The sequence below is a fragment of the Pseudoalteromonas sp. AOP31-A2-14 genome (assembly GCF_052378035.1).
Taxonomy (GTDB): Bacteria; Pseudomonadota; Gammaproteobacteria; order Enterobacterales; family Alteromonadaceae; genus Pseudoalteromonas.
Map to the genome: position 1 here is coordinate 1,142,232 of NZ_JBQSXI010000001.1, position 22,741 is coordinate 1,164,972.

General features: G+C 39.3%; 22 protein-coding genes. 20 read left to right on the forward strand and 2 right to left on the reverse strand.

Annotation, left to right across the window (positions count from 1 at the left end):
* Positions 1-41 precede the first annotated feature (41 nt).
* The 3 genes from ACT3S9_RS05380 to ACT3S9_RS05390 all read left to right on the forward strand — a co-directional run bounded on the left by ACT3S9_RS05380 (position 42) and on the right by ACT3S9_RS05390 (position 2,908).
* On the forward strand, positions 42-1,460 hold the full coding sequence (locus ACT3S9_RS05380; protein WP_441836431.1) for a YjiH family protein: 1,419 nt from the start codon (positions 42-44) through the stop codon (positions 1,458-1,460).
* Positions 1,461-1,565: 105 nt separating this feature from the next.
* The gene (locus tag ACT3S9_RS05385; RefSeq protein WP_444750572.1) at positions 1,566-2,066 is read left to right on the forward strand and encodes a transposase; all 501 of its coding nucleotides are present in this window, start codon (positions 1,566-1,568) and stop codon (positions 2,064-2,066) included.
* Complete coding sequence (locus tag ACT3S9_RS05390) at positions 2,063-2,908, forward strand: IS3 family transposase (protein WP_444511517.1); 846 nt, start codon at positions 2,063-2,065, stop codon at positions 2,906-2,908. Before ACT3S9_RS05385 ends, ACT3S9_RS05390 begins: the two co-directional genes overlap by 4 nt.
* Positions 2,909-2,961: 53 nt before the next feature.
* Here the strand turns inward: ACT3S9_RS05390 and ACT3S9_RS05395 are convergent, their stop codons facing one another.
* Positions 2,962-5,331: an EAL domain-containing protein gene (locus tag ACT3S9_RS05395; RefSeq protein WP_441995199.1), complete on the reverse strand. Its 2,370-nt coding sequence runs from the start codon at positions 5,329-5,331 to the stop codon at positions 2,962-2,964.
* Positions 5,332-5,546: 215 nt separating this feature from the next.
* On the opposite strand from ACT3S9_RS05395, the gene pyrC reads away from it, so the two are divergent.
* The 10 genes from pyrC to ACT3S9_RS05445 all read left to right on the forward strand — a co-directional run bounded on the left by pyrC (position 5,547) and on the right by ACT3S9_RS05445 (position 15,171).
* Positions 5,547-6,599 (forward strand): dihydroorotase, encoded by a 1,053-nt coding sequence (pyrC, locus tag ACT3S9_RS05400; RefSeq protein WP_441836010.1) that lies wholly within the window; start codon positions 5,547-5,549, stop codon positions 6,597-6,599.
* A gap of 322 nt (positions 6,600-6,921) precedes the next feature.
* Positions 6,922-7,125, forward strand: coding sequence for a cold-shock protein (locus ACT3S9_RS05405; protein ID WP_441836011.1), 204 nt, complete (start codon positions 6,922-6,924; stop codon positions 7,123-7,125).
* A gap of 998 nt (positions 7,126-8,123) precedes the next feature.
* Positions 8,124-8,894 (forward strand): DUF3450 domain-containing protein, encoded by a 771-nt coding sequence (locus tag ACT3S9_RS05410; protein WP_441833657.1) that lies wholly within the window; start codon positions 8,124-8,126, stop codon positions 8,892-8,894.
* 6 nt (positions 8,895-8,900) lie between these two features.
* Positions 8,901-10,265 carry a MotA/TolQ/ExbB proton channel family protein gene (locus tag ACT3S9_RS05415; RefSeq protein WP_441833656.1) on the forward strand — a complete coding sequence of 455 codons (1,365 nt, stop codon included), beginning with the start codon at positions 8,901-8,903 and terminating at the stop codon, positions 10,263-10,265.
* Entirely contained in the window at positions 10,265-10,789 is a 525-nt protein-coding gene (locus ACT3S9_RS05420; RefSeq protein WP_441833655.1) for a MotA/TolQ/ExbB proton channel family protein, read from the forward strand. Before ACT3S9_RS05415 ends, ACT3S9_RS05420 begins: the two co-directional genes overlap by 1 nt.
* A gap of 14 nt (positions 10,790-10,803) precedes the next feature.
* Positions 10,804-11,208 (forward strand): ExbD/TolR family protein, encoded by a 405-nt coding sequence (locus ACT3S9_RS05425; RefSeq protein WP_441836012.1) that lies wholly within the window; start codon positions 10,804-10,806, stop codon positions 11,206-11,208.
* Positions 11,208-11,825 carry an energy transducer TonB gene (locus tag ACT3S9_RS05430; protein WP_441836013.1) on the forward strand — a complete coding sequence of 206 codons (618 nt, stop codon included), beginning with the start codon at positions 11,208-11,210 and terminating at the stop codon, positions 11,823-11,825. The genes ACT3S9_RS05425 and ACT3S9_RS05430 overlap by 1 nt, the downstream gene beginning before the upstream one ends.
* Positions 11,826-11,836: 11 nt before the next feature.
* Complete coding sequence (locus ACT3S9_RS05435; RefSeq protein ID WP_441836014.1) at positions 11,837-13,096, forward strand: hypothetical protein; 1,260 nt, start codon at positions 11,837-11,839, stop codon at positions 13,094-13,096.
* Positions 13,097-13,158: 62 nt separating this feature from the next.
* Complete coding sequence (locus ACT3S9_RS05440) at positions 13,159-14,187, forward strand: hypothetical protein (RefSeq protein ID WP_441836015.1); 1,029 nt, start codon at positions 13,159-13,161, stop codon at positions 14,185-14,187.
* A 99-nt stretch (positions 14,188-14,286) separates the two neighbouring features.
* Entirely contained in the window at positions 14,287-15,171 is an 885-nt protein-coding gene (locus ACT3S9_RS05445) for an IS982 family transposase (RefSeq protein ID WP_444750803.1), read from the forward strand.
* Positions 15,172-15,627: 456 nt separating this feature from the next.
* Here ACT3S9_RS05445 and ACT3S9_RS05450 read toward each other — a convergent pair whose 3' ends face one another.
* Positions 15,628-16,590 (reverse strand): tRNA-dihydrouridine synthase, encoded by a 963-nt coding sequence (locus ACT3S9_RS05450; protein WP_441836444.1) that lies wholly within the window; start codon positions 16,588-16,590, stop codon positions 15,628-15,630.
* A 524-nt stretch (positions 16,591-17,114) separates the two neighbouring features.
* On the opposite strand from ACT3S9_RS05450, the gene ACT3S9_RS05455 reads away from it, so the two are divergent.
* From ACT3S9_RS05455 to ACT3S9_RS05485, 7 genes are all read left to right on the forward strand, one after another.
* Complete coding sequence (locus ACT3S9_RS05455) at positions 17,115-17,264, forward strand: hypothetical protein (protein WP_444511361.1); 150 nt, start codon at positions 17,115-17,117, stop codon at positions 17,262-17,264.
* Positions 17,265-17,620: 356 nt separating this feature from the next.
* Positions 17,621-17,743 (forward strand): hypothetical protein, encoded by a 123-nt coding sequence (locus ACT3S9_RS05460; RefSeq protein ID WP_441836443.1) that lies wholly within the window; start codon positions 17,621-17,623, stop codon positions 17,741-17,743.
* A gap of 226 nt (positions 17,744-17,969) precedes the next feature.
* Entirely contained in the window at positions 17,970-18,515 is a 546-nt protein-coding gene (apt, locus tag ACT3S9_RS05465; RefSeq protein ID WP_441836442.1) for an adenine phosphoribosyltransferase, read from the forward strand.
* Between the two features lie 3 nt (positions 18,516-18,518).
* Positions 18,519-20,909 (forward strand): DNA polymerase III subunit gamma/tau, encoded by a 2,391-nt coding sequence (gene dnaX, locus ACT3S9_RS05470; RefSeq protein ID WP_441836441.1) that lies wholly within the window; start codon positions 18,519-18,521, stop codon positions 20,907-20,909.
* A gap of 58 nt (positions 20,910-20,967) precedes the next feature.
* The gene (locus ACT3S9_RS05475; RefSeq protein ID WP_441836440.1) at positions 20,968-21,294 is read left to right on the forward strand and encodes a YbaB/EbfC family nucleoid-associated protein; all 327 of its coding nucleotides are present in this window, start codon (positions 20,968-20,970) and stop codon (positions 21,292-21,294) included.
* A gap of 22 nt (positions 21,295-21,316) precedes the next feature.
* The gene (gene recR / locus ACT3S9_RS05480) at positions 21,317-21,925 is read left to right on the forward strand and encodes a recombination mediator RecR (RefSeq protein ID WP_441836439.1); all 609 of its coding nucleotides are present in this window, start codon (positions 21,317-21,319) and stop codon (positions 21,923-21,925) included.
* A 101-nt stretch (positions 21,926-22,026) separates the two neighbouring features.
* Positions 22,027-22,740 (forward strand): RluA family pseudouridine synthase, encoded by a 714-nt coding sequence (locus tag ACT3S9_RS05485; protein ID WP_441835895.1) that lies wholly within the window; start codon positions 22,027-22,029, stop codon positions 22,738-22,740.
* Position 22,741 lies beyond the last annotated feature (1 nt).

The window sequence follows — 22,741 nt, forward strand, 5'->3', positions numbered from 1 at the left end:
AGAGCTATGGCTCTTTTTGTGGTTTCTACAGGTTGAAAACAATGACGAATCTATCAACGTCAAACACACAGTTTGACTTAAAAGTATGGTTTACTTTTTTAGTTCCTTCACTAATCGGCATTTTATTATTTATGACCCCCGTGCCTATGAACGGCGCAATGACAATTCCAATAGCCGTAATGGCAAAGGCGATACAAACAACTATAGCACCTAATGTAGTGACGATTATTACCGCGATTATTTGTGCTACTGGTGTGATTTCATTGATTGTAAAACTGTTTAAACCTGTAAGTCTGATGCAGTCTGCGATTGTTAAGCACCTGTTTGACGTGCACTGGTTATGGCTGGTTATTCGGTTATTGGGTATGGCGGTTATTGTTTTACTGTTTGTGAATATTCATTACCCCGAGTTTAAATCTGCACTTCCTAATTTTTTACTGCCGATATTTAATGGTGTTACATCGCAGAACACGGGAGGCTTAGTGCTTAATGATTTATTGCCCGTGCTTTTATCGGTGTTTATATTGGCAGGGTTATTATTACCCTTATTGTTAAACTTTGGTTTGTTAGAAATGATTGGCACGCTATTAACCAAATTGATGCGGCCGTTATTTGGTGTGCCCGGACGTAGCGCGGTTGATTGCGCGGCCTCTTGGCTTGGAGATGGTAGCGTGGGTATATTGATGACTGCGCGTCAGTATGAAGAAAAGCATTACACTGAGCGCGAAGCGGCTATTATTGGTACAACTTTTTCGGCGGTTTCTATAACCTTCTCTTTAGTGGTGATAGGGCAAGTTGGACTTGAAAGCTTATTTGCTCCATTTTACTTTACTGTATGTATTGCAGGTATTGTTGCTGCATTGATTGTGCCGCGTATTCCACCACTTAGCTTTAAAAGAGATGTGTTTATAGATGGCACAGCCCCAGATAAACACGCAGAGCGTGTGCCAGATGGTAAAACCTTAGTGAGTCATGCATTGCATATCGCATTAACTAAAGCAAAAAAATCATCAGGATTTGCAGGTACCCTCAAAGAGGGGGTTCATAATGCACTTGATATGGTGTTTGCTGTGCTACCAGTCGTTATGGCTGTGGGTACTTTAGCATTGGTAATTGCTGAATACACCCCTGTATTTGAATATTTAGGTAGACCGTTTGTGCCATTTTTAGAGTTACTACAAATACCAGAAGCCGAGGCTGCAGCGCAAACGATTATGGTGGGTTTTGCTGATATGTTTATTCCGTCTATTCTTGCTGCAGGCACTATTGAGAGCGATGTTACTCGTTTTATAATTGCGGCAATAAGTGTAACGCAATTAATTTATATGTCTGAAGTGGGTGCGTTATTGTTAGGCAGTAAAATACCGGTTAATATTTTTGAGCTGTTTGTCATATTTATTTTAAGAACATTAATCACATTGCCTGTTATTTCTTTAATGGCGCATTGGTTAGTTGGTTGAGCGCTCGGTTGCTTTGCTGGTTTTAAGTCAAAATAAATCATTAAAAGCCCTGAATGTTGAAGTGACCCCCAATAGTTGGACAGTCCAATTACTGGGGGTCTTTTTATGTCCAAACATCATCGAGCTTTTAAGCTCAAAGTAGCTGAGTTCGCTTTATCTGAAAGCTCTCCGGCGATAGGTAATAGATTTAATGTTACACAAAGGCAGGTCCGATATTGGACCGCTGTTTATCGAATTCATGGCGCTGAAAGCTTCAGGTCTGTTCACAAACCTTATTCTCAAGCATTTAAGATAGAAGTGTTAAAATCGATGGCAGCTAACAGTTGGTCACTCAGCTATACCAGTGCGTTCTTCGATTTATCGTCCCCAGGTATTCTTTTTCAATGGCAAAAGCTTTATGCTCGCGATGGTATATCCCGTCTCCAACCACAGAAAAAAGGTAGGCCAACCATGACAAATAATTCTTCTTCATCAAAACCAGTAGAGCAAATGACTGAGGAGGAGTTACGAGAAGAGTTAGCATACTTACGAGCAGAGAATGATGTGCTAAAAAAGTTAGAAGCCTTGGCTCAAGCCAGAAAGAAAAAAGCAAAGACAAGACGATAGTCGTCGAAGAGTTCAAGGCAAAACATAGCTTACGACATCTATTAAAGGCCACGGGGTTGGCGAAGAGTGTCTACTATTATCATCGAACTACATGTGAGCAGCCCTGCGCCAACAGTGATTTACTCGTAAAAATACGTGATATCTATCACACGCATAAAGGGCGATATGGCTATCGCAGAATTACGAGTGCCCTAAGAAAAATGGGGGTACTCGTTAATCATAAGCGCGTTCAACGTCTAATGAATGAGTTAGGCCTTAAGTCAAAAGTAAGGCCTAAGCGCTATAAATCTTACAAAGGTGAAGTGGGTAAAATCGCAGAAAATACGCTTAACCGCGAGTTTACTGCGCAGAAGCCTAATCAAAAATGGGTAACGGATGTGACGGAGTTTAAAGTGGATAATGAGAAGGTATATCTATCGCCTATGATTGACTTATTCAACCAAGAGATAATCAGTTACGAAGTAAGAAAATCCGTTGCGCTTCCCTTGGTAACTGACATGCTTAAAACCGCAACGGCTAAGTTGAAGCCGAACGAGAAGCCGATAGTACACTCAGACCAAGGATGGCAATATCAAAACAAGCAATATCAAAAGCACCTTAAAGAAAAAGGGTTAAAACAAAGTATGTCTAGAAAAGGAAACTGTTTAGATAACGCTGTTGCTGAAAATTTCTTTGCCATACTGAAAAGCGAGATGTATCACAACGAAACGTTCAAGGACGCGAATGAACTCATTGAAAACATCAAAGAATATATCCACTATTATAACAATGAGCGTATTAAGCTGAAACTAAAAGGCCTGAGTCCGATACAATATCGAAATCAGGCCTTGGCTGCCGCTTAGAAATGAGTCCAACTTTATGGGGTCACTTCATGTTCAGGGCTTTTTTATTATATTTACAGTGGCTTATCAATCAGTTTAATGGCGTCGGCTGCGGGTAATGGTTTTGACTTTAAAAAGCCTTGGCCAAAATTACACTGGGTGTTTCGTAAAATAGCTAATTGCTGCTCTGTTTCTATCCCTTCTGCAACGACATCTAACTCTAATGATTGCGCCAAGGATAAAATGGCATCAACTAAAGGGTTTTGACCGTGATGTAAATGGTCAATAAAGCTCTTATCAATTTTTAGTACATGAATGGGTAATTGATGAAGGTAACCTAGTGCCGAGTAACCAGTGCCAAAATCATCAAGGCATAACTTTACTTTTAATGGTGCAAGCCCTTGAATAATATCGGTGGCTAAGGCAAGGTTTTCGATTAATCCTGATTCGGTTATCTCCAAGCATAAAGATCCCAATGGCAACTGGTATTTATTATAAATAGCATGGAGTTGCGAAACAAAGTCGAGGCTTGCAAAGTGCCTTGAAGAAACATTAACAGTAATACGTAAAAAACGTTTACCTTGCTGATGCCAGAGGGCTATATGTTGCGCGGCTAAGTCTAATAAGTGTAAGTCGAGATTGATTATTTGCCCGGTATCTTCCGCTACGGGGATGAAGTCATTAGGCGACACAAACCCTCTTGTAGGGTGGTGCCAGCGTACAAGGGCTTCAAAGCCCGTTATCCTACTGATTTGAATTTCAAATATAGGTTGAAAATAAAGTTCGAACTCGTTTTGCTCTATGCCTTGCTGTAAGTCATTTTCAATATCAGCATGGTTTTTCAGCTTTTTACGCATGGTATTATTAAAAAACTTAACTTGTCCACGTCCTGATGATTTAGCTTCGTACATGGCTGCATCAGCTTGTTCTAATAGCTCAAATGCTTTGTCGGTGTCTTGTATACTAAATGCGACCCCAATACTGGTAGAAGCTTGTAATAAATAGCCATCAATATCCAGTGGCTTAGCTAATGATTTTTTAATACATCTTAATGCTTCATAGACTTGGTTTTTATGAGTAATATTTTCCATAAAAATGGCAAATTCATCACCACCAAGACGAGCAAAGGTATCGGTATTACGAATTGATTTTTTTATAACGCTGCAAATAGTTATTAAAAAATGATCACCTACTTCATGACCAAGCGAATCATTAATACTCTTGAAACGGTCTAAATCAAGATATAACAAACAATGCATGGTATTTTTTGGTGAGCGAGTGAGGCGCATAATGGCGTGCTTTATCCGTTCGATGAGTAATGAGCGGTTGGCAAGGCCTGTTAATTCGTCATGTAATGCTTTGTGCTCAAGCTCTTGTCGAGAAAGTTGGCGATCAATAGCCATACTGACTTGGCGGCTTACATAAGTGAGTAAATCGAGGTCGTGATGATTGTAGTGGTGTGCGCTGTTATAACTTTGAATAACAATAACACCACTTATTTTGTCACTGACTTTAAAGGGAACTCCCAGCCATGACTCTGCTTCTCGGCCTATCATTTTGAAGTGGCCTTCGTCTATGTGTTGTTGATACTGTTCTTTAGACATCAGCATTGGAGCGTCAGCATTGAGCAGATAGTAAGAGGCTGTATCTTTTAATTGCTCTTTCGATATTTTGGTGTGCACACTTGAGCGCACGCCTTCCTCGATAATATAAACAATTTCTAAAATATCTACTTGCTTATTGTAAAGGCCAATAAAGAAGTTATCGGCACGGACTAAGGTGGTTATAATATTATGAATAGATTCAAAAAAAGTATCTAAGTCATTGGCTTGGTAAGTTAAATTAGCGATTTGCAGCATGCTACGCTCAAGTTGCTGGGCAGCGTTTAACTGAGTCACTGTGGCTTGAAGGTTACTAACTGTTTTTACATGGTTTATTTTAGCGCTTAGCAGATGCGCAACAGTGGTTAGAATTTCTAAGTGTGCATCTGTAAAGTAATTACGAGCGGGGTGTTCGCAGTCAATGACACCGAACACTTGCTCATTATAAATAAGCGGAACGCATAATTCAGAAAGCGCAGGGCGTGAATCTGCAATATAGCGCTTATCTGTTGTAACATCACCAGTCATTACAGGCTGGCTTGTTGAGGCAACATAGCCCGTAATACCTTGATCAAAATTAATCGTTTTTCGAGTTATATTATAACTACCTATTTTGTCATCTATTCCTATCGATGCTACTTCAAATAGTTTTTTTTTATCTGGCTCGGCCAAATATATCACGCACTCAACAAAGCCTAAGCGTTTTACCACTTGTGAGGCTACATACGCAAATAGTTCATCTAACTTTTCAAGTTGTAATAGGCTTGATGAAAACTGGTTAATAATGCTTAGTTGCTCAGTTTTAATTTCAAGCGCAGAAGCAAAATCAGGTTTTTTTGACATAGGCAATAGGGTTAATACAAACTAATTTATTTAGTACATGCCTATAACGTTAACCCAGTATTAATTTATTAACAAAGTAATTATAGAAATAATGACTTGAAATAACGTGTTTTTATAAAGTTCTTTGTGCTTTAACGTATTAATATGAATAAAATCTTTACTCAGTTACATCAGAACAATATGATCAACTAAATTCAGCTGTGGGAAATAGACTTATGAGTAACTCAGGACCAATTAAATTATCTACATTAACTCTGACACGTCCAGATGATTGGCATATACATTTACGTGATGGTGATCAGTTAGTGGATACTGTGCGCGATGTAAGCCGTTACATGGGTCGCGCGATTATAATGCCAAATTTAGTGCCCCCAGCGACCTGTACCGACACTGCTCTTGCCTATCGAGAGCGTATAATGGCAGCAAAGCCACAGAATAACTTTGAACCGTTAATGGTACTTTACCTCACGGATAAAACAACGCCTGACGAAATTCGTAAAGCCAAAGCCACAAGTAAAATTGTAGCTGCAAAATTATATCCTGCAGGGGCAACAACTAATTCTGATTCGGGTGTTACATCTATTAAAAATATTTACCCGGTACTCGAAGCAATGCAAGAAGTGGGGATGTTATTACTGGTACACGGGGAAGTAACTGATTCAGCTATTGATATTTTTGATCGTGAAAGAATTTTTATTGAAACCATCTTAGCTGATGTGGTGGCAGATTTTAGCGAACTTAAAATTGTACTTGAACACATTACGACCAAAGAGGCCGTGGAGTTTGTGAAAAGTGCGTCTGGAAATGTGGCTGCAACTATTACTGCTCATCACTTATTATATAACCGTAACCATATGCTTGCCGGCGGCATTCGGCCACATTATTACTGCTTACCTATTTTAAAACGTAATATCCATCAGCAAGCGTTGATTGAAGCCGCTACCAGTGGCAGTGAGAAGTTTTTCTTGGGTACTGATTCAGCACCACATTACAAAAACAAAAAAGAAGCTGCATGTGGTTGTGCTGGTGCTTATACTGCGCATGCTGCATTAGAGTTGTACGCTGAAACATTTGATGATGCTAATGCGCTTGATAAACTTGAAGGTTTTGCCAGCCACTTTGGTGCTGACTTTTATAATTTACCACGCAATACAGAAACCGTTACTTTAGTGAGAGAACCTTGGCAAGTACCTGCTAGCTACCCGTTAGGAGACTCGCATGTTGTGCCTATAAAAGCACAAGGCACAATTGATTGGCAGGTAAAGTGATTATTTAAAGCATCAAATAACTGCATATTAATTTTATTTATATGCAGTTATTGCTTGTAAAATCAGCAATTAAGCCTACGTTGCATCCTGTCTAAAATATTTATCAATTAATAGAGCTAAAACGAATTTATTGTGTTAACCTTAACTTGCTTTGAGTTTTTGCGTATAGAATTTATGGTTAAAGTACGGCGTTTATGGTTACCTGTTTGGTCAATTATTACTTCCTGTGCCTTACCCCAAAGATTTTTTGGGCATTCACTCAGGGAAGGTTATAGCCAATTTATGGCTGAATTTTAAATTTTGACTTACAGGAAAACATGGTATGTCAACTACTGGTAAAGTTAAGTTCTTCAACGAAGCTAAAGGCTTTGGTTTCATTGAACAAGAAAATGGTCCTGACGTGTTTGTACACTTCAGTGCTATCACTGGTTCTGGTTTTCGCACTCTTAGCGAAGGTCAAGCAGTGACATTCAGCATCAAACAAGGTCAAAAAGGCCCTGAAGCTGAGAATGTAGAAGTAGCATAATTTATTTTATGTGAACTATGTTCATCTTGGTGAAGCAGGTCTCTGTTTCACCATAATCTCTCCTCTTTTGATAATTTACCCTAATTCATACTAATCTAATGTAACATTACTTCTTAATTAATGTTTTATAGTAATGACTAAAGTCAAAGTAATCCCTCGAATATATACATGTAACTTCTCAGTATTAATGATTAACTTTTGATAGTTGAGATAACACGCGTATTCTTCTAATAGCATTTAATATCTATCATCAATGTCCTCACTAGCATCTCATTATTGATGGGTAACTGAATCTGTTTGTGCATTAGCTACAGTGAACTTATTTATAATGATTTTACAGTCGACACCGCATAGCTAATCCAATTAGTAACTTAAACAGCAACAATATAAATTACAAGCTACCTTCAGTTTGTTAAAGTCGAAAATACCGACTTAAAAGAGTGCCTATTTCATAAGACTTAAGCATGTTAGTAAATTACATATATAATAGTCATTTATCAGCATTTTGATTTACTACTAGGTTGTTTTATAGGCTAACAGAACTAGGCGTAGAATAAGTATTTAACTATGGCTGTAAAGCATAACTATCTCTTAGTGTAAAAATTGCACATTTATCTATTTTTTTATCAATTGTATTCATCGTCTCTATTTTTTTTTACGTCTTTATACACAGCAAAAAAAATTAATTAATGTTACATTTATGTTTTTTAATGCATTGACTATCAAAATAACTCAACGTTGCATAGGGTTACACTGGTATTATTAAAGTGTGTATTATTAAAGTGTGCTTTGTTATCACTGTGTTAAATTATTATTTCTTTTTGTGCTGGATGAGTTGATAAAGATAATTTATTTATTGTTAATTCTAAACATGAAGTTGACAGCGTGCATTGCATTCAGCATTATTGGATAGTTGATATCCGTTAAAGATATCTGGGTTGTCCTCTTCGGAGGGTAATTTAATTATAAAAGTAACATTACTTAATTGGTTGGGAACTATGTCTGTTAAAATCAGAAAGAGTCTTGTAGCAACTGCGTTGGTTGGCGCTTTTGCATTTGCAAGCAGCAATGTGATTGCAGATCCTTTGAAAGATGTGCAAAACGCAGATCAACAAATTCAAAAGTCTGCTGTTAAGTCTCAAACTAAAATTGACAATATCTTCGGTCAAACTCAAGATCTAGTAGCTGAGTACCGTGGCCTTGTTGATGAAACTGAGCTTTTAAAAGTATATAACGATCACGTAGCACGTTTGGTCGCAGACCAAAACGATTCTATTGAATCGTTTGATCGTCAAATAGCAACTATAGACAACACTAAGCAAAATGTTGTTCCTTTGATGTATCGCATGATCGATACGCTTGAGGAGTTCATTCAAGCGGATGTTCCGTTTAACCTTGAAAATCGTATGGGACGTGTTGAAACACTTCGTGACATTATGGCTTCATCGTCAGTTACGACTTCTGAGAAATTCCGTCAGGTACTTGAAGCATATACAGTAGAAGCTTCTTACAGCTCTGCCGTTAATGCAACACAAGGTACTTTAGAGTCAGAAGGCAAAAACATTAACGTTGATTTCGGTCGTTTAGGTCGTATCACTTATGTTGCGCAATCATTTGACCTTAAACACGCTTGGGTTTGGAATAACAACACTAAACAGTGGGAAAAATTAGGTGAAGAATACCTTAACCCTGTTAAAGAAGTGATTCGTATGGCGCGTAAACAAGCGACATTAGAACTTGTTAAACTACCAATCTTTGGCGCGGAGTAATCAATAATGAAGAAACTATTTAAAGGTTTTGCTGTTGCAGCAGTACTCTCTGTTTCTGCAGGTACCGCGCTTAACGCACATGCAAATACTGATGCTTTAGACAAAATTCTTGAGCAAGTAAAGCAAGAACGTATCTCTGAAGGTAAAATTAATAAGCAACGTGAGCAAGAATTCCTTTCAGCTCGTGCTGATAAGCAAGCGTTACTTAATAAAGCGAAAAGCCAATTAGCTGATGAAAAAGCACGTGGTGATCGTTTAAGTAAAGAATATGCACAAAACGAAAATACTTTAGCGGAAAAAGAGCAAGCTCTTCAAAACGCTCAAGGTACGTTAGGTGAGATGTTTGGTGTTGTACGTCGTGCAGCAGCTGATGCAATTGGTTCAATTGAAGCATCACTTGTTTCTGCTGAAAAGCCAGGTCGTGCTGAAGTTTTACGTTCACTAGCGGCAGCAAAAGAGCTTCCAACAGTACGTGAACTTGAAGAGCTTTGGATTGCATTACAAACTGAAATGACTGAGTCAGCTAAAGTTTCTACATTTGAAACTGAAGTTGCTGGTCTTGACGGCAATTCTTCAATGAAGGAAGTAACACGTATTGGTAACTTCAACTTAGTTACAGATGAAGGTTACTTAATTTATTCACCAGAAACTAAATCGATTCAACCTTTAGGTAAACAGCCAGATAGCTATATCCTAGACGGTATTAGTGATTTAGAAGGTACGTCTTCTGATAACTATGCAGGTGTTTATGTGGATCCAACTCGTGGTGCTATATTACGCATCAATACGCAGAAAAAATCGCTTATGGAATACTATAAGCAAGGTGCGGAAGTTGGTTACATCATCACAGCATTGCTAATCGTTGGCCTATTAATCTTCTTAATTCGTTTCGTTGATTTAACCATGACTACGGGTAAAATTAAGAGCCAGCTTAAAAACCTATCTGCTCCGAATTCAAATAATCCACTGGGTCGTGTTCTTAAAGTGTACACTGATAACAAAAACCAAGATGTTGAAAATCTTGAGCTTAAACTTGATGAAGCGATTCTACGTGAAACGCCACGCATCGAAGCGGGTATCAACATTATCAAGATCTTGGCTGCTATCGCACCATTACTTGGTCTACTAGGTACTGTTATCGGTATGATCTTAACATTCCAAACAATCACATTGTTCGGTACAGGCGATCCGAAGATTATGGCTGGTAATATCTCTCTAGCTCTTGTAACTACAGCGCTAGGTCTAATTGCAGCATTACCACTTATTCTACTTCACTCAATTGTTGCAGGTCGTAGTAAGTCGGTATTACACATCCTTGATGAGCAAAGTGCTGGTATCATCGCGTCTCACGCGGAGAAGGAGAAAGCCTAATGCTAGTCCTGATGGAGTTATGGGAATCTGTCAGGGATTTTGTTGGCACAGGCGGCCAGGTTTTATACGTGGTCGCGATAGCACTCTTTCTTATGTGGGTATTAATGATTGAGCGCTATTGGTTCCTACTTTCTGAATTTCCTCGTGTATCGAAGGAAATTGTAGGAAAGTGGGATGCCCGCCAAGACACTACGTCTTGGTACGCACACAGAATCCGTGAAGCATGGATTTCTGAAGCGTCTGAAAAATTAGATCAGCGTATGTTGTTGATTAAAACATTAGTGGCTATTTGTCCATTAATAGGCTTACTCGGTACCGTTACCGGCATGATCTCAGTATTCGAGACTATGGCGACACAGGGTACAGGTAATGCGCGTTTAATGGCATCTGGTATTTCAATGGCAACAATCCCAACAATGGCTGGAATGGTTGCGGCACTATCTGGAGTTTTCTTTAGCTCACGCCTTGAGGCAAGAGCGAGAGTGGTGAAAGCCAAACTTATAGATAGCATGCCTCATCACTAGAGAGAGAATTAAATATGGCACGTAAACAACGTTTTCGTGAAGAAGAAGAAGCAGCGGTTGATATGACGCCAATGCTTGACATCGTATTTATCATGCTTATTTTCTTTATCGTAACAACATCGTTCGTTAAAGAGGCTGGTATAGAGGTTAATAAACCAAAAGCAGCCCAAGCTACAAAGCAAAAAAATGCTAACATTTTTGTTGCTATACGTAGTGATGGTGCAATCTGGATTGATAAACAGCAAATTGATGTTGAACGTATTTCAGCAAAAATTGAGAGTTTATTAGCAGAACAACCTACTGAAGTTGTAATTTTGCAGGCTGATAAAGAAGCAAAACATGGCACAGTGGTTAAAGTTATGGACCAGATAAAAGCAACAGGTGATAACCTGAGAATTTCAATAGCTGGAGATCAGTAATGATTCGTTTTCTGTTTTCACTGATTGCAGGTGGGGCAGTTACTTTCGGCTTGTTCTACTTTATGGCGTACCTCATCTCCGGTGGAGCTGACCGTGCGACTGAACAAAAAGAGCAAATTGTAGTCGAAATTATGACGAATCCGCCTGAATCTAAGGTGCAGGAGAGGAAGCGTGTTCCGCCTCCGCCTCCACCACCGCCTAAGCAGCCGCCTAAACCGCAGCCGCCTCAGCCGGAAAATAATAACCCTAATCCGGGAGCTATGTCATTTAATATGGGTAGCATCGATGTGGGGAGTTCATCCGGTGGCCTAAGTGGTCCAGGTGCATTTGGACGTGATGGTGATGCGACACCTATCGTTCGTATTGAACCAAAATATCCAACACAAGCAGCACGTGATGGTAAAGAAGGTTGGGTACAACTTTCGTTTTCTATCGATAAACTGGGTGGAGTTACAGACGTTGAAGTTATTGACGCTGAACCTAAACGCATATTTGATAGAGAAGCTAAACGTGCATTGCGTAAGTGGAAATATCGTCCTAAAATTATTGACGGTGTAGCGCAAGTACAAACTGGTTTACAAGTACAGTTAGACTTTAAACTTAACCAAGGCAACTAAGGAGGCAAGTAATGAGAAATTTATCTAAAGTAACAGCACTTGCTCTAGTTATGTCTTTTTCGGGTGCTGTTGTAACAGCACCTGCTTTGGCTGCTGCCGATCCCGCTAAAGTTGAAGCGAGAAAGAATGCAAAAACCAAAGTAATGGGTGAGCGCGTTGGTAAAAAGGTTATTAAAGCGTTTGACCTGTACGGCGAAGATGACATTGATGGTGCACTTGCTATATTACAAGAACTTGACCCTTCGGATGAGTTTGATAAAGCAACAGTAAACCGTTATCTCGGTAGTATGTATGGTCAAAAAGAGCAATACCAACTTGCTATTAAACACTTAAAGCTAGCTGTAGCTCCTGATATTTTAAACTTTAACGATCATCAGCAAGCGTTAAAAACATTAGGTGATTTGTACGCTGGTACTGAACAATACACGGAAGCTAAAAAAGCTTATTTAGCTTGGATGGACTTCACAGGTGAAGAAGACGCCACTGTTTATACTCGAATAGCGCAAGCTAATTTCCAGTTAAAACAGTTTGAGGACGTAGCCGAGCCTGCCGACAAAGCTATTGCACTGGCAGAAGAACCGAGTAAAGGTCCTTACCAGTTGAAAGTTGGCGCCTATTTTGAACTTAAACAATATCAAAATATGGTTGAAGTAGCTGAAGAGGTTGTTCGTCAGTGGCCAGAAGATCAAAAAGCATGGGTAACCCTTGGTAAGTTTTACTTACAAACTGAGGATTATTCACAAGGTCTCGCTACTATGCGAGTTGCTTATAATAATGGCTACCTTGAGAATGAAGTAGAGTACAAAGTACTTTCTAACTTTTATTCTTTAAATGAAATCCCTTACAAAGCAGCAGTTGTGCTTGAAAAGGCGATGGATGAAGATAAAGTTGAACGTAATAAGCAAAATGTGAGAGCAGTGGCATCAAATTACCACCGTTCGAAAGATGTGCTTAAAGCGGCTAAGTATTATGAAGAAGCAGCTAAGTTTGATGACGATGCAGAGCTTTATCGTAAAGCAGGTTCACTACTTTTGGGTTCTCAAAAGTATAATGAAGCGGTTCTACGTTTAAACAAAGCATTGGAGTTAGGATCTGATAAAAAAGGAACTATCTATTCTGATTTAGCTGAAGCTTTCTACTATCAAGAAAAGTACAAGCAAGCTTATGCTGCTATTACTAAAGCTATGGACGATCCTCGCACACGCAAGTTTGCGAAAAGCTGGTCTGTATTTATTAAAGATAAAGCCGCTCGCAACGGTGTTAAGATTTAATAGCTAATTGTTTTAGTTTATAAAAAAGCCCCTATGGGGCTTTTTTTTATGGAAGTAAATGAATGAAAAAATCACTGTTATTAATTTTTTTATGGATCAGTACATTGGTAGCTTGTGGTGGTTCAGATGTACCTTTCTCATCTAAAGCTGATGCGTTTAAAGCGCTTTATTCACTCAATCAGGCCTTACACCCGCAAACTGAAATTAAAGTGCAGTATTGGCCTTTTACAGCAGCGTATCTTGAGCGGCGTCATTTAGTATATAAAAAAATAAATTTGTTAGATTTAACACCTGATCAGCAACAAGAACTAAATTATTTAATTATTGCGGAGCGGTTCCCGGAGCGTTTCTTTGCTTGGCCGGCTTATGTGTCAGTTATAAAAAATAGCATGCTTAGTCACGCATTAGAATCACAACAAATAGCATGGCTGGACTTTGCACAAAAGCAGCTTGTTGAAGCGCGTAAAAGCGGTTTAAAACTTAATAGATTAGAGCTGGCGGCAATAAAATCTCAGCTAGAAGAGCTGTTACCATCAACAAATAAGATGCCAAAATTACAACAAGCCCTTACTAAATTTAATGATTATTTAGCTAATTACTCGCCGCGTGGCAGTATTGGCTTGAATGGACTTACGAATGGTAATTCGTGGCATCAAAGTAAATTAAATTATTTTTCTGGGCAAACTTTAGCGCCGTTAGAGTGGCTAACTGCTATACAAGCAAAGCTTAAAAAAATGCCGGCAAGTCAACTAGATTATTCATTTAAGCGAAGTCATGCGGAGTCTGTTGCAGAGAAGTTATTAGCAACTAAAAATACTTTACCAGGCTTTGATTGGCAGCAAGGTTATTTTAATCTGCGCGCCCAAGCTCAACAAAGTGCTTTATCAGCAGCAGAGCAACAGTTTTGGCTGACACTAATGGAAACTGACATTGGTGTCCATTACCATCATTGGAGTAAGTCTCAAGCATTATTAAATCTTAAAAAAAGATTAAGTACTGACGATAATACTGCTAATTATTTACTTGAAGATATTGTGTTTTACCCGGGGTTTAGTTTTATTTTTGCAAGATACATCAGTACTAGCGATTAAACCTTAATTAACCTGAATCTCGTTTAAGAAATTGAACTAAATGCCTGTTCCGAGATCCGATCTTTCGACCAAGAACGATTGGATAGACAAGGAACAGGCATGATTAAATTAGTTGAATTGTTTTGCGATGTCGATGATTTTTGCAAAGTATTTATACCTCAATGGGAACAACAATTACTCGAAGATGGTACCCAAAAACGTCAGCGAGCAGGACGTATGACGACCAGTGAAATTATGACTATTGTCATCAGTTTCCATATGTCGCATCACCGTGATTTTAAAAATTACTATCTTGGTTATGTTTCACTTATGTACAAAAGTGAATTTCCTAACTTGCTCAGTTATACCCGATTTTTAGCCGTTATGCCGAGGGTACTTGTGCCGATGTGCGCCTATTTCACTTCGCTTAAAGGAAAGCCTACAGGTGTTGAATTCATTGATTCTACATGTATTAAGGTATGCCATAACATTCGTATTCCCAGGCACAAAACCTTTGATGGAATAGCCCAGCGAGGCAAAGGAACAATGGGTTGGTTTTATGGCTTCAAGTTGCATTTAATTGTTAATCATCACGGTGAAATTGTTGCTGCAAAGGTGACAACAGGTAATGTGCATGATACACAGCCAGTGCGTGAATTAGCGAGCTGTCTGACGGATAAATTATATGGTGACAAAGGGTATTTAAGTAAAGCTTTAGAAGCCGATTTACTCGATAAAGGGGTAAAGCTCATTACGACGGCTCGCAAAAACATGAAGGCAAAAGCGATGTCACTATGGGATAGAGCGATGCTTTCAAAGCGCTTTATAATTGAAACAATTAATGACCAACTCAAGAATATATCCTTCATTGAACATTCGAGGCATCGGAGTATGAACGGCTTTATGTTAAATTTAGTCGCTGGATTGGTGGCTTATTGCTTGAAAGAAAATAAACCACACCTTAATTTAACTGATGTAGAGCGCAATGCATTAGTTATCGCTTAAGCAGATCTCAGGTTAATTAGTATTAAACTGAGGTTTTAATTAGCAAGATTACCGTTGGCAGCATTGGCAACGCTGCGCAGCGGGATCGAGATTGAGGGTTTGCTCATCTATTTTTTCTTCGCAATCACAACAGTATCCATACTGGCCAATTTCAATCTGACTCAATGCTGCTTCCAGAGTATTTAACCGGGCAATAAGTGGTTGGTATTCCGGGCCAACTTTATTAGCGAGTAATTCAATCCAAAGTGAAGGTTCGGCATCGTGTATGAGTGCTAATATCGTGTGGTGAGCTGTCTCTGACGATGTATGCAATCTTTTCAGTAGTTGACACCTTATGCTCGTAAGCTCATTGCAAACTTGCAGGTGGTAATGATTAGTGTGATTTAACATGGTGAACCCTCATCGCTGTTGAGGAGGGATTATTTATCAGTTGCTGGTTTGTCACCATGACTTGCATCAAAGAATAGGGGCTTTGGCATATATTTTTAAAACGCTTGCAACGTCTTTTTTGCTTTTAAGACGCCTTATTTCATCAAAAAGCGTGTCTGCTTGCGGATATTGCCGTTTTAAATAGCCTAGCCATTGCTTTGTACGAGAAGCAAAATACTTTTCGTCTTTACTTGGATCGTGATGCATTGAAGAGTGAATTATATGATATAAAATATGTTCCCATTGCAACGCTTGGTAGTCTTCATTGTTGATATGCGCCTTAATTTTTTTAGCTAAGTCAGGATGCGATAACGCTCCGCGACCCAGCATTAAATCGCTGCAGCCGCTTCGCTTTTGACACAGTAGAGCATCGTTCACTTGCCAAATTTCGCCATTGGCGATGACGGAAATATCTTTATCTTTAATTAGAGGTGGGATCTTTTCCCAGTATGCAGGAGGGTTATAACCATCTCGTTTAGTACGAGCATGAATAGCAATACTTGAAGCCCCAGCACTGACAACGGCATCAAAAATTTCTTGGCTGTTGCTATCATCATCAAAGCCTAAGCGGATTTTAGCACTGACATTATGCTCGTCAGCCACTGCATCACGAACAGTTTTTATTATTTGGTACATGTGCTCGGGATCTTTTAACAGCACAGCACCGCCTTTACTTCGGTTAACTGTTTTGGCAGGGCAGCCAAAGTTTAAATCAATGCCATGGGAACCAAGTTTTATGGCCTTTACTGCATTCTCAGCCAGCACGTTAGGGATTTGACCTAGTAACTGAATCCTTACAGGTGTGCCTGAACGAGTGAAACCATTGTTATGGAGTTCGGGACAGTAGCGGTAAAATACTCGCTCAGGTAAACATAAATCCACAACCCGGACAAACTCGGTAACACATAAATCAAAGCCACCGATATCAGTAAGTAATTGGCGCATTTTAAAATCGACAACACCTTCCATCGGCGCTAACACTAATTTCATCAACAAGGCTCAATTAAAGACTGGAAAGGGCGCGTAGTTTACTCTGATAATACTGTTATCTCAAGTAAGCACCTTTGGTCATTAAATGTATTTCTTCTCGTTAATTGGCTTTAACAACCATAGTTAATTTACGATAAAGAAATTTATTTTAAAATTCGTGAAATATACTGTTTTAGTTAAGGCTAGTTGTTTACTGAGAGTGATTAAAATAAACATAGTTAAAGATAATTCAACCGCATTGATATTAAGAGCAGTTGTTATCGGTACAGCATGCTTTACAGCAAAAAATGCACAAGTTAGCCCATTTTAGTTCCATAAATGGTACTGAGTATCAAGTTGACGCTACAGAAGTTAAGTGAAGGGAGTGCAATGCGCCGAAGAGAAAAACGACACAAAGCGCAGCTAATCAGCTTATTTTGTGATTTAGTATAGTAAATTAGTTAGTGCCGTGAGGCCTTTATACTAATAGTCCGCAGTAGTAATAAAAACACATAAAAAAACCATTACTAAAGAGGTTGTCGTCCATGATGTATCGCGTATACAGCAAAAGATCTTCAGTGATTGAAAATGTATCTTACTACACAGCTCCGGGTCAGGAAATGACTGAAAATGAATTGCCTATAAGCCTTATCGCAATCACTTCACAATGGCTCTATTTAGCAAATACCACGTAACTTAAGTTATCAATTTACCGTGCAGCTGACGCACCATCAGAGCAATCTAGTTACTTTATAATATATCGTGATAATGGCGATAAGATACAATTTCTAACCCCTAGTGGCATGAAAGCTTTATTATTGGGGATTATTGAAACGCCGATGATTTTACTCTTAATGAAGTGTGTTTCAGGTAGCGCAACATGCACCTCAGTTTACTGATGAATAATTACAACAAGGTACATTAGTTATCCTAACAGCAATGGCCGAACGTGGTGTAAGAGTGACAAAAATCAAGCTTAAAACCTTTATACATAGCCTGACATCGTCTATTATATGCGGCGAATTATCGTGCTTAATAAAAGGTAGTAAAAATGTCAGATGATAAAGATTTTAAAGATCCGTTTAACGTTATGTACTTCATCGCTTTTTTAGCGGTTTTTGTTGGTATAGGTTGTCTCAATGCTATTTTAGGTTGGATCACCACTTTATCTTAATTTGCTTTATGTAAATTGATAGGTTGTTGTTGCGACCTAATATACCCGAGTCACCTTAAAATGCAGAATTTAGCGCTTCACAGAGGCTTATTATCGAGAAGTTACTTTGCAACAATGGCAGTTCCTTGGGTATATTACTAATTTTAATAACTTCTTACCGACAACCGATTTATCTAGTGTTATAATTACCTGCTTTGTAATATTAACTATTTGAGCAGTTCAAATTATGACTCAAGCAACGCCAGCAATTATTAAAGATAGCATTACTACTATTGTGGATTACCCAAAGGCGGGTATTTTATTTCGCGATGTCACTACTCTAATGGCAAATCCATCTGCTTTTCAGGCAACTATTAATGCTTTTATTGATGCCTACAAAAATCAAGGATTCACCAAAATCATTGGCACTGAATCTCGTGGTTTTATCTTTGGTGCACCATTATCCTATGCATTAGGCATCCCGTTCATTCCTGTAAGAAAGCCAGGTAAGTTACCACGTGAAGTGATCTCACAAGATTACCAATTGGAGTATGGTGACGACGTGCTTGAACTGCATACCGACGCTATAGTTAAAGGTGATAAAGTATTATTAGTTGATGACTTATTAGCAACAGGTGGTACGATTGAAGCCACTATTAAATTAGTTAATAAGTTAGGTGGCAATGCCACAGACGCGGCATTTGTTGTGTCATTACCAGAGCTTGGTGGTGAACAACGTATTGAAAAAATGGGCGTTAATATTTTAAAGTTGGTTGAATTCGAAGGCGAATAATTCATGAGTTATCAGGTCCTAGCGAGAAAATGGCGACCACAGACCTTTCACCAATTGGTCGGTCAGTCTCATGTGAGACAAGCGCTAATTAATGCGTTGACACAAAACAGACTGCACCACGCTTATTTATTCACCGGGACCCGAGGCGTAGGTAAAACCACGATTGCGCGTATTTTTGCCAAAAGTCTTAATTGTGATGAAGGTATTTCTGCTGATCCGTGTGGAAAATGCAGTAGTTGTACTGATATTGAGGCTGGGCGTTATATTGATTTATTAGAAATCGATGCGGCGTCACGTACCAAGGTGGAAGACACTCGGGAAATCCTTGATAACGTTCAATATGCACCAACTCGTGGTCGTTACAAAGTGTACTTGATTGATGAAGTACATATGCTCTCAAAGCATAGCTTTAACGCATTATTAAAAACGTTGGAAGAGCCTCCAGAGCATGTAAAATTTTTACTCGCTACCACGGATCCACAAAAACTACCTGTCACTATTTTATCGCGATGCCTACAATTTAATTTAAATGCGATATCACAACCAGAAATTAAACAACAGCTTGAATTTGTACTTCACGAAGAAAAGTTGAGTTACGACAGTCAAGCGCTGCAAATTATTGCCAAATCTGCAGATGGCAGTATGCGTGACGCACTAAGCTTAACTGACCAAGCTATTGCACAGACTAACGGCGATATTAATCATCAAGCCGTGCAGGCCATGCTCGGATTAATGGATACCCATTATAGTCAGCATATGTTGGCAGCTTTACTCGCTCAAGACGGTAAAACATTACTTGATGAAATAGCGGCAGTGGCTACTAAAAGTCCAAACTATCCTGCCTTGTTAGATGACTTAATCGCACTGACACATGTTATTCAGCTTACTCAGTTAGTCCCTAGTGCAGCTGAGCTTGATGAACATAATCAAGAATTTGTAGAGCAGGTAGCTGCAAGTTGTGATGCTAAGCAGATTCAAGTGTATTATCAGTTATTATTGAACGGAAAAAAAGACCTACACTGGGCGCCAGAACCACGACTTGGTTTTGAAATGGTGCTACTGCGTTTACTTGCGTTTGAACCGAGCGAGCAGTTTGCTCAAGCACCCATAAACAATAACAGTCTGCAGCAAAGTGTGGAAGTAAAACAACAACGTGCAAGCTCACTGCGCGACATTATTAATAAAACTAAACCGCAATCTAACGACATAGATGTACATAAAGCTGACCAAAATAAAGCGCCAACGAGTAATGAATCTGTCTCTATAAATACTCAGCAAGTACATGATATTGCTCATGCTCATGCTCATGCTCAAGTAAATGATGTGCAAATCGCTGATAATTATCAAGCTAACAACGTTGCGAATAGTGACAATGAAACTGATATCGAAGCTAATGAATCATTATCTGAATCATCGCCAAGTATTGATGAAGCAACGATTGCGTCGCAATTTGATGATGTGATGAGCCAAGCGACAGAGCAAGGTTTTCAGCAACAGCCAGGAAAGAATGAAACTGACTCTGAGCCACAAGCTCATGATAGTAACCTTCATGGATGGTCCGAAACTGAATCTCAAAATGCTGAACCGCATAATTTGGAAACCGAAACGGTTTCGCCTGCTAATTCGCCAGTGCAGTTTGCAGGTGGTGACGTTGCACAAAAAGAGGCGCAAGCACAATCTGCTATTGCCCGCATATTACGTGATAGAAATATATCAGGTACAGGTACTTTATCAGGTGCTAAAATTGAACCTACGTCAATTCAAGCAAGCACTGAATCTGAGGACCCTTCGCCAAAAAAGCTACAACCCCAACAAAAAGGGGCAGTACAAAAACCAATAGCGAATAAAACAGCTAAAGTTGATTTTAAGCAAAAACATCAAACTATCACTGAGAATTTAGCGACAGAGTTACTTGAGCAAATTAACCCGCAAAAAACCGTGAATAAAGTAGAGGCAGAACCACAAATACCTGTGCCTGATGACTTTGAAAGCCCGATAAGCAGTATTAAGTTTGCTCACGAACAAGATGAATGGGCATATTTAATTAAACGAATGGGGCTTGGTGGCCGAATGCGCCAATTTGCGCTGCATTCTATTTTTAACAAAAATGACCTACAACTACGCATTAGTGTTGACTCGTCGCAAAAACATTTAGATAGTCCGGTACTTAGACAAAAGCTAGATGCTGCACTAAGCGAAATATACAACCGTAATGTTGAGCTGACCATTGAGTTTGCTCAAGGAGTCATTGATTCGCCATTTTTAATTCAGCAAAAAATTGATGCTGGTCGATATCAACAAGCGATAGATGTGATTAATTCAGACAACAATATCATCCAGTTTAAGCAATTATTTAGCGCAGAAATTGACGAAAACAGTATTCAGGCATTGTAATTCACTACAATAGCCCTTATCTTCAAGCCAACTAAGTATTTTAGAAAGAGAGAGAATTATGTTTAAAGGTGGAATGGGTAATATGATGAAGCAAGCGCAGGAAATGCAAGAGCGCATGCAAAAAACCCAAAATGAAATTGCCAGCATGGAAGTTGTTGGTGAAGCGGGTGCCGGTCTTGTAAAAGTAACTATGCTTGGTAATCACAATGTACGTCGTGTTGAACTTGATCAAAGCCTAATGGAAGACGATAAAGACATGATTGAAGACTTACTAGCAGCGGCTTGTAATGACGCAGTCCGCCGTGTTGCAGATGAAACACAAGAGCGCATGAGTAAAGTAACTGGCGGTATGGAATTGCCACCAGGTATGAAAATGCCGTTCTAACACAAGGTTGAATAGCTAGATAATGCAATTATCACCTTCACTCACTACGCTTATTGATGCGCTACGATGTCAGCCGGGCATTGGGCCTAAATCTGCGCAGCGTATTGCGTTTCACTTACTGGAACGCGATCGACGTGGCGGCACGCAGTTGGGTCAAGCACTGACTAAAGCGATGACTGCCGTCGGGCATTGCCAAACGTGTCGTACTTTTTGTGAGCAACCGCAATGCGAAATTTGCTTAAGCAATAAACGCCAAGACAGTGGTCTATTGTGTGTTGTTGAGTCGCCAACTGATGTACTCGCAATTGAACAAACAGGCCAATATAAAGGGCTATATTTTGTTCTAATGGGGCACTTATCACCCATTGATGGTATTGGGCCCAATGAAATTGGCCTTGATGTGCTTGAACGTCAATTAAAGCAGGGCGCAGTAAATGAAGTGATTTTAGCCACTAACCCAAGTGTTGAAGGCGAAACTACAGCGCATTTTATTGCCCAGCTTTGCCATAAATATCAAGTGGGCGCGTCACGCATTGCCCATGGTATACCGGTTGGTGGGGAGCTTGATTTATTGGATGGCATGACACTTACACATGCCTTTAATGGTCGTCGTATCGTTAGCCAAGAATAATAAACTTACCCACAACTTAACTAAAAGCCTGCACTTATTTATGCAGGCTTTTTTGTAGTCTAAAATTTATAGTGTTGAGCTTATAACCTCAAGGGGTAGTCATGCCTTCCGATGAAGCTAAATCTGCTACCATTACCGATAACTTTGTTGCTCCTGCGTGTGATGACTTTATAGAAATACTCTATCAAGATGATGATATATTACTTATTAATAAACCCAGTGGGCTGTTTAGCTTGTCAGGGAAGAACCTGCTTAATTGGGATTCAGTGCATTATCGTTTGGTGCACGGGCAAGCGGGAAGAACGCCGTCTTTTGTTAATGCTAAGCTCCCCCATAGGTTAGATTTTGGTACCTCAGGTATTATGGTTGTGGCGCTTAATAATGAGTCGGCAAGTCATCTTAATAAACAATTTCAAGCACGTAAGGTAAAAAAAAGTTACGTGGCAGTGCTTGAAGGATGGCTTAATGATGATGAAGGAGTATTCAGTGCGCCAATTGCTAAAGATAAGGAACTTTTCCCAAAAGTTAAGATTTGTCATATCCAAGGAAAACACGCCAGCAGTGAGTATAAAGTGTTGCAGCGCTTAGAAAATCCTAAGCGCTGCTTGGTACGTTATAACCCGCATACGGGGCGTACTCACCAATTACGAATACACAGCTTGAGGCTAGGCCACGCTATTTTAGGTTGCGATTTGTATAAAAGCGCACAAAGTGAAGCGATGGCTTCGCGTTTATTATTACATGCCAGCGATATTTACTTTCAGCACCCAAAAAATAACCAACAGATGCACGGGCAGTGCCCATGCTCATTTTAAT

Excerpts from the sequence above, each read along its gene's own strand:
- ACT3S9_RS05380 (WP_441836431.1), top strand. The coding sequence starts at position 42 with ATGACGAATCTATCAACGTCAAACACACAGTTTGACTTAAAAGTATGG.
- ACT3S9_RS05385 (WP_444750572.1), top strand. The coding sequence starts at position 1,566 with ATGTCCAAACATCATCGAGCTTTTAAGCTCAAAGTAGCTGAGTTCGCT.
- ACT3S9_RS05395 (WP_441995199.1), bottom strand. The coding sequence starts at position 5,331 with ATGTCAAAAAAACCTGATTTTGCTTCTGCGCTTGAAATTAAAACTGAG.
- pyrC (WP_441836010.1), top strand. The coding sequence starts at position 5,547 with ATGAGTAACTCAGGACCAATTAAATTATCTACATTAACTCTGACACGT.
- ACT3S9_RS05405 (WP_441836011.1), top strand. The coding sequence starts at position 6,922 with ATGTCAACTACTGGTAAAGTTAAGTTCTTCAACGAAGCTAAAGGCTTT.
- ACT3S9_RS05410 (WP_441833657.1), top strand. The coding sequence starts at position 8,124 with ATGTCTGTTAAAATCAGAAAGAGTCTTGTAGCAACTGCGTTGGTTGGC.
- ACT3S9_RS05415 (WP_441833656.1), top strand. The coding sequence starts at position 8,901 with ATGAAGAAACTATTTAAAGGTTTTGCTGTTGCAGCAGTACTCTCTGTT.
- ACT3S9_RS05420 (WP_441833655.1), top strand. The coding sequence starts at position 10,265 with ATGCTAGTCCTGATGGAGTTATGGGAATCTGTCAGGGATTTTGTTGGC.
- ACT3S9_RS05425 (WP_441836012.1), top strand. The coding sequence starts at position 10,804 with ATGGCACGTAAACAACGTTTTCGTGAAGAAGAAGAAGCAGCGGTTGAT.
- ACT3S9_RS05430 (WP_441836013.1), top strand. The coding sequence starts at position 11,208 with ATGATTCGTTTTCTGTTTTCACTGATTGCAGGTGGGGCAGTTACTTTC.
- ACT3S9_RS05435 (WP_441836014.1), top strand. The coding sequence starts at position 11,837 with ATGAGAAATTTATCTAAAGTAACAGCACTTGCTCTAGTTATGTCTTTT.
- ACT3S9_RS05440 (WP_441836015.1), top strand. The coding sequence starts at position 13,159 with ATGAAAAAATCACTGTTATTAATTTTTTTATGGATCAGTACATTGGTA.
- ACT3S9_RS05445 (WP_444750803.1), top strand. The coding sequence starts at position 14,287 with ATGATTAAATTAGTTGAATTGTTTTGCGATGTCGATGATTTTTGCAAA.
- ACT3S9_RS05450 (WP_441836444.1), bottom strand. The coding sequence starts at position 16,590 with ATGAAATTAGTGTTAGCGCCGATGGAAGGTGTTGTCGATTTTAAAATG.
- ACT3S9_RS05455 (WP_444511361.1), top strand. The coding sequence starts at position 17,115 with ATGATGTATCGCGTATACAGCAAAAGATCTTCAGTGATTGAAAATGTA.
- ACT3S9_RS05460 (WP_441836443.1), top strand. The coding sequence starts at position 17,621 with ATGTCAGATGATAAAGATTTTAAAGATCCGTTTAACGTTATGTACTTC.
- apt (WP_441836442.1), top strand. The coding sequence starts at position 17,970 with ATGACTCAAGCAACGCCAGCAATTATTAAAGATAGCATTACTACTATT.
- dnaX (WP_441836441.1), top strand. The coding sequence starts at position 18,519 with ATGAGTTATCAGGTCCTAGCGAGAAAATGGCGACCACAGACCTTTCAC.
- ACT3S9_RS05475 (WP_441836440.1), top strand. The coding sequence starts at position 20,968 with ATGTTTAAAGGTGGAATGGGTAATATGATGAAGCAAGCGCAGGAAATG.
- recR (WP_441836439.1), top strand. The coding sequence starts at position 21,317 with ATGCAATTATCACCTTCACTCACTACGCTTATTGATGCGCTACGATGT.
- ACT3S9_RS05485 (WP_441835895.1), top strand. The coding sequence starts at position 22,027 with ATGCCTTCCGATGAAGCTAAATCTGCTACCATTACCGATAACTTTGTT.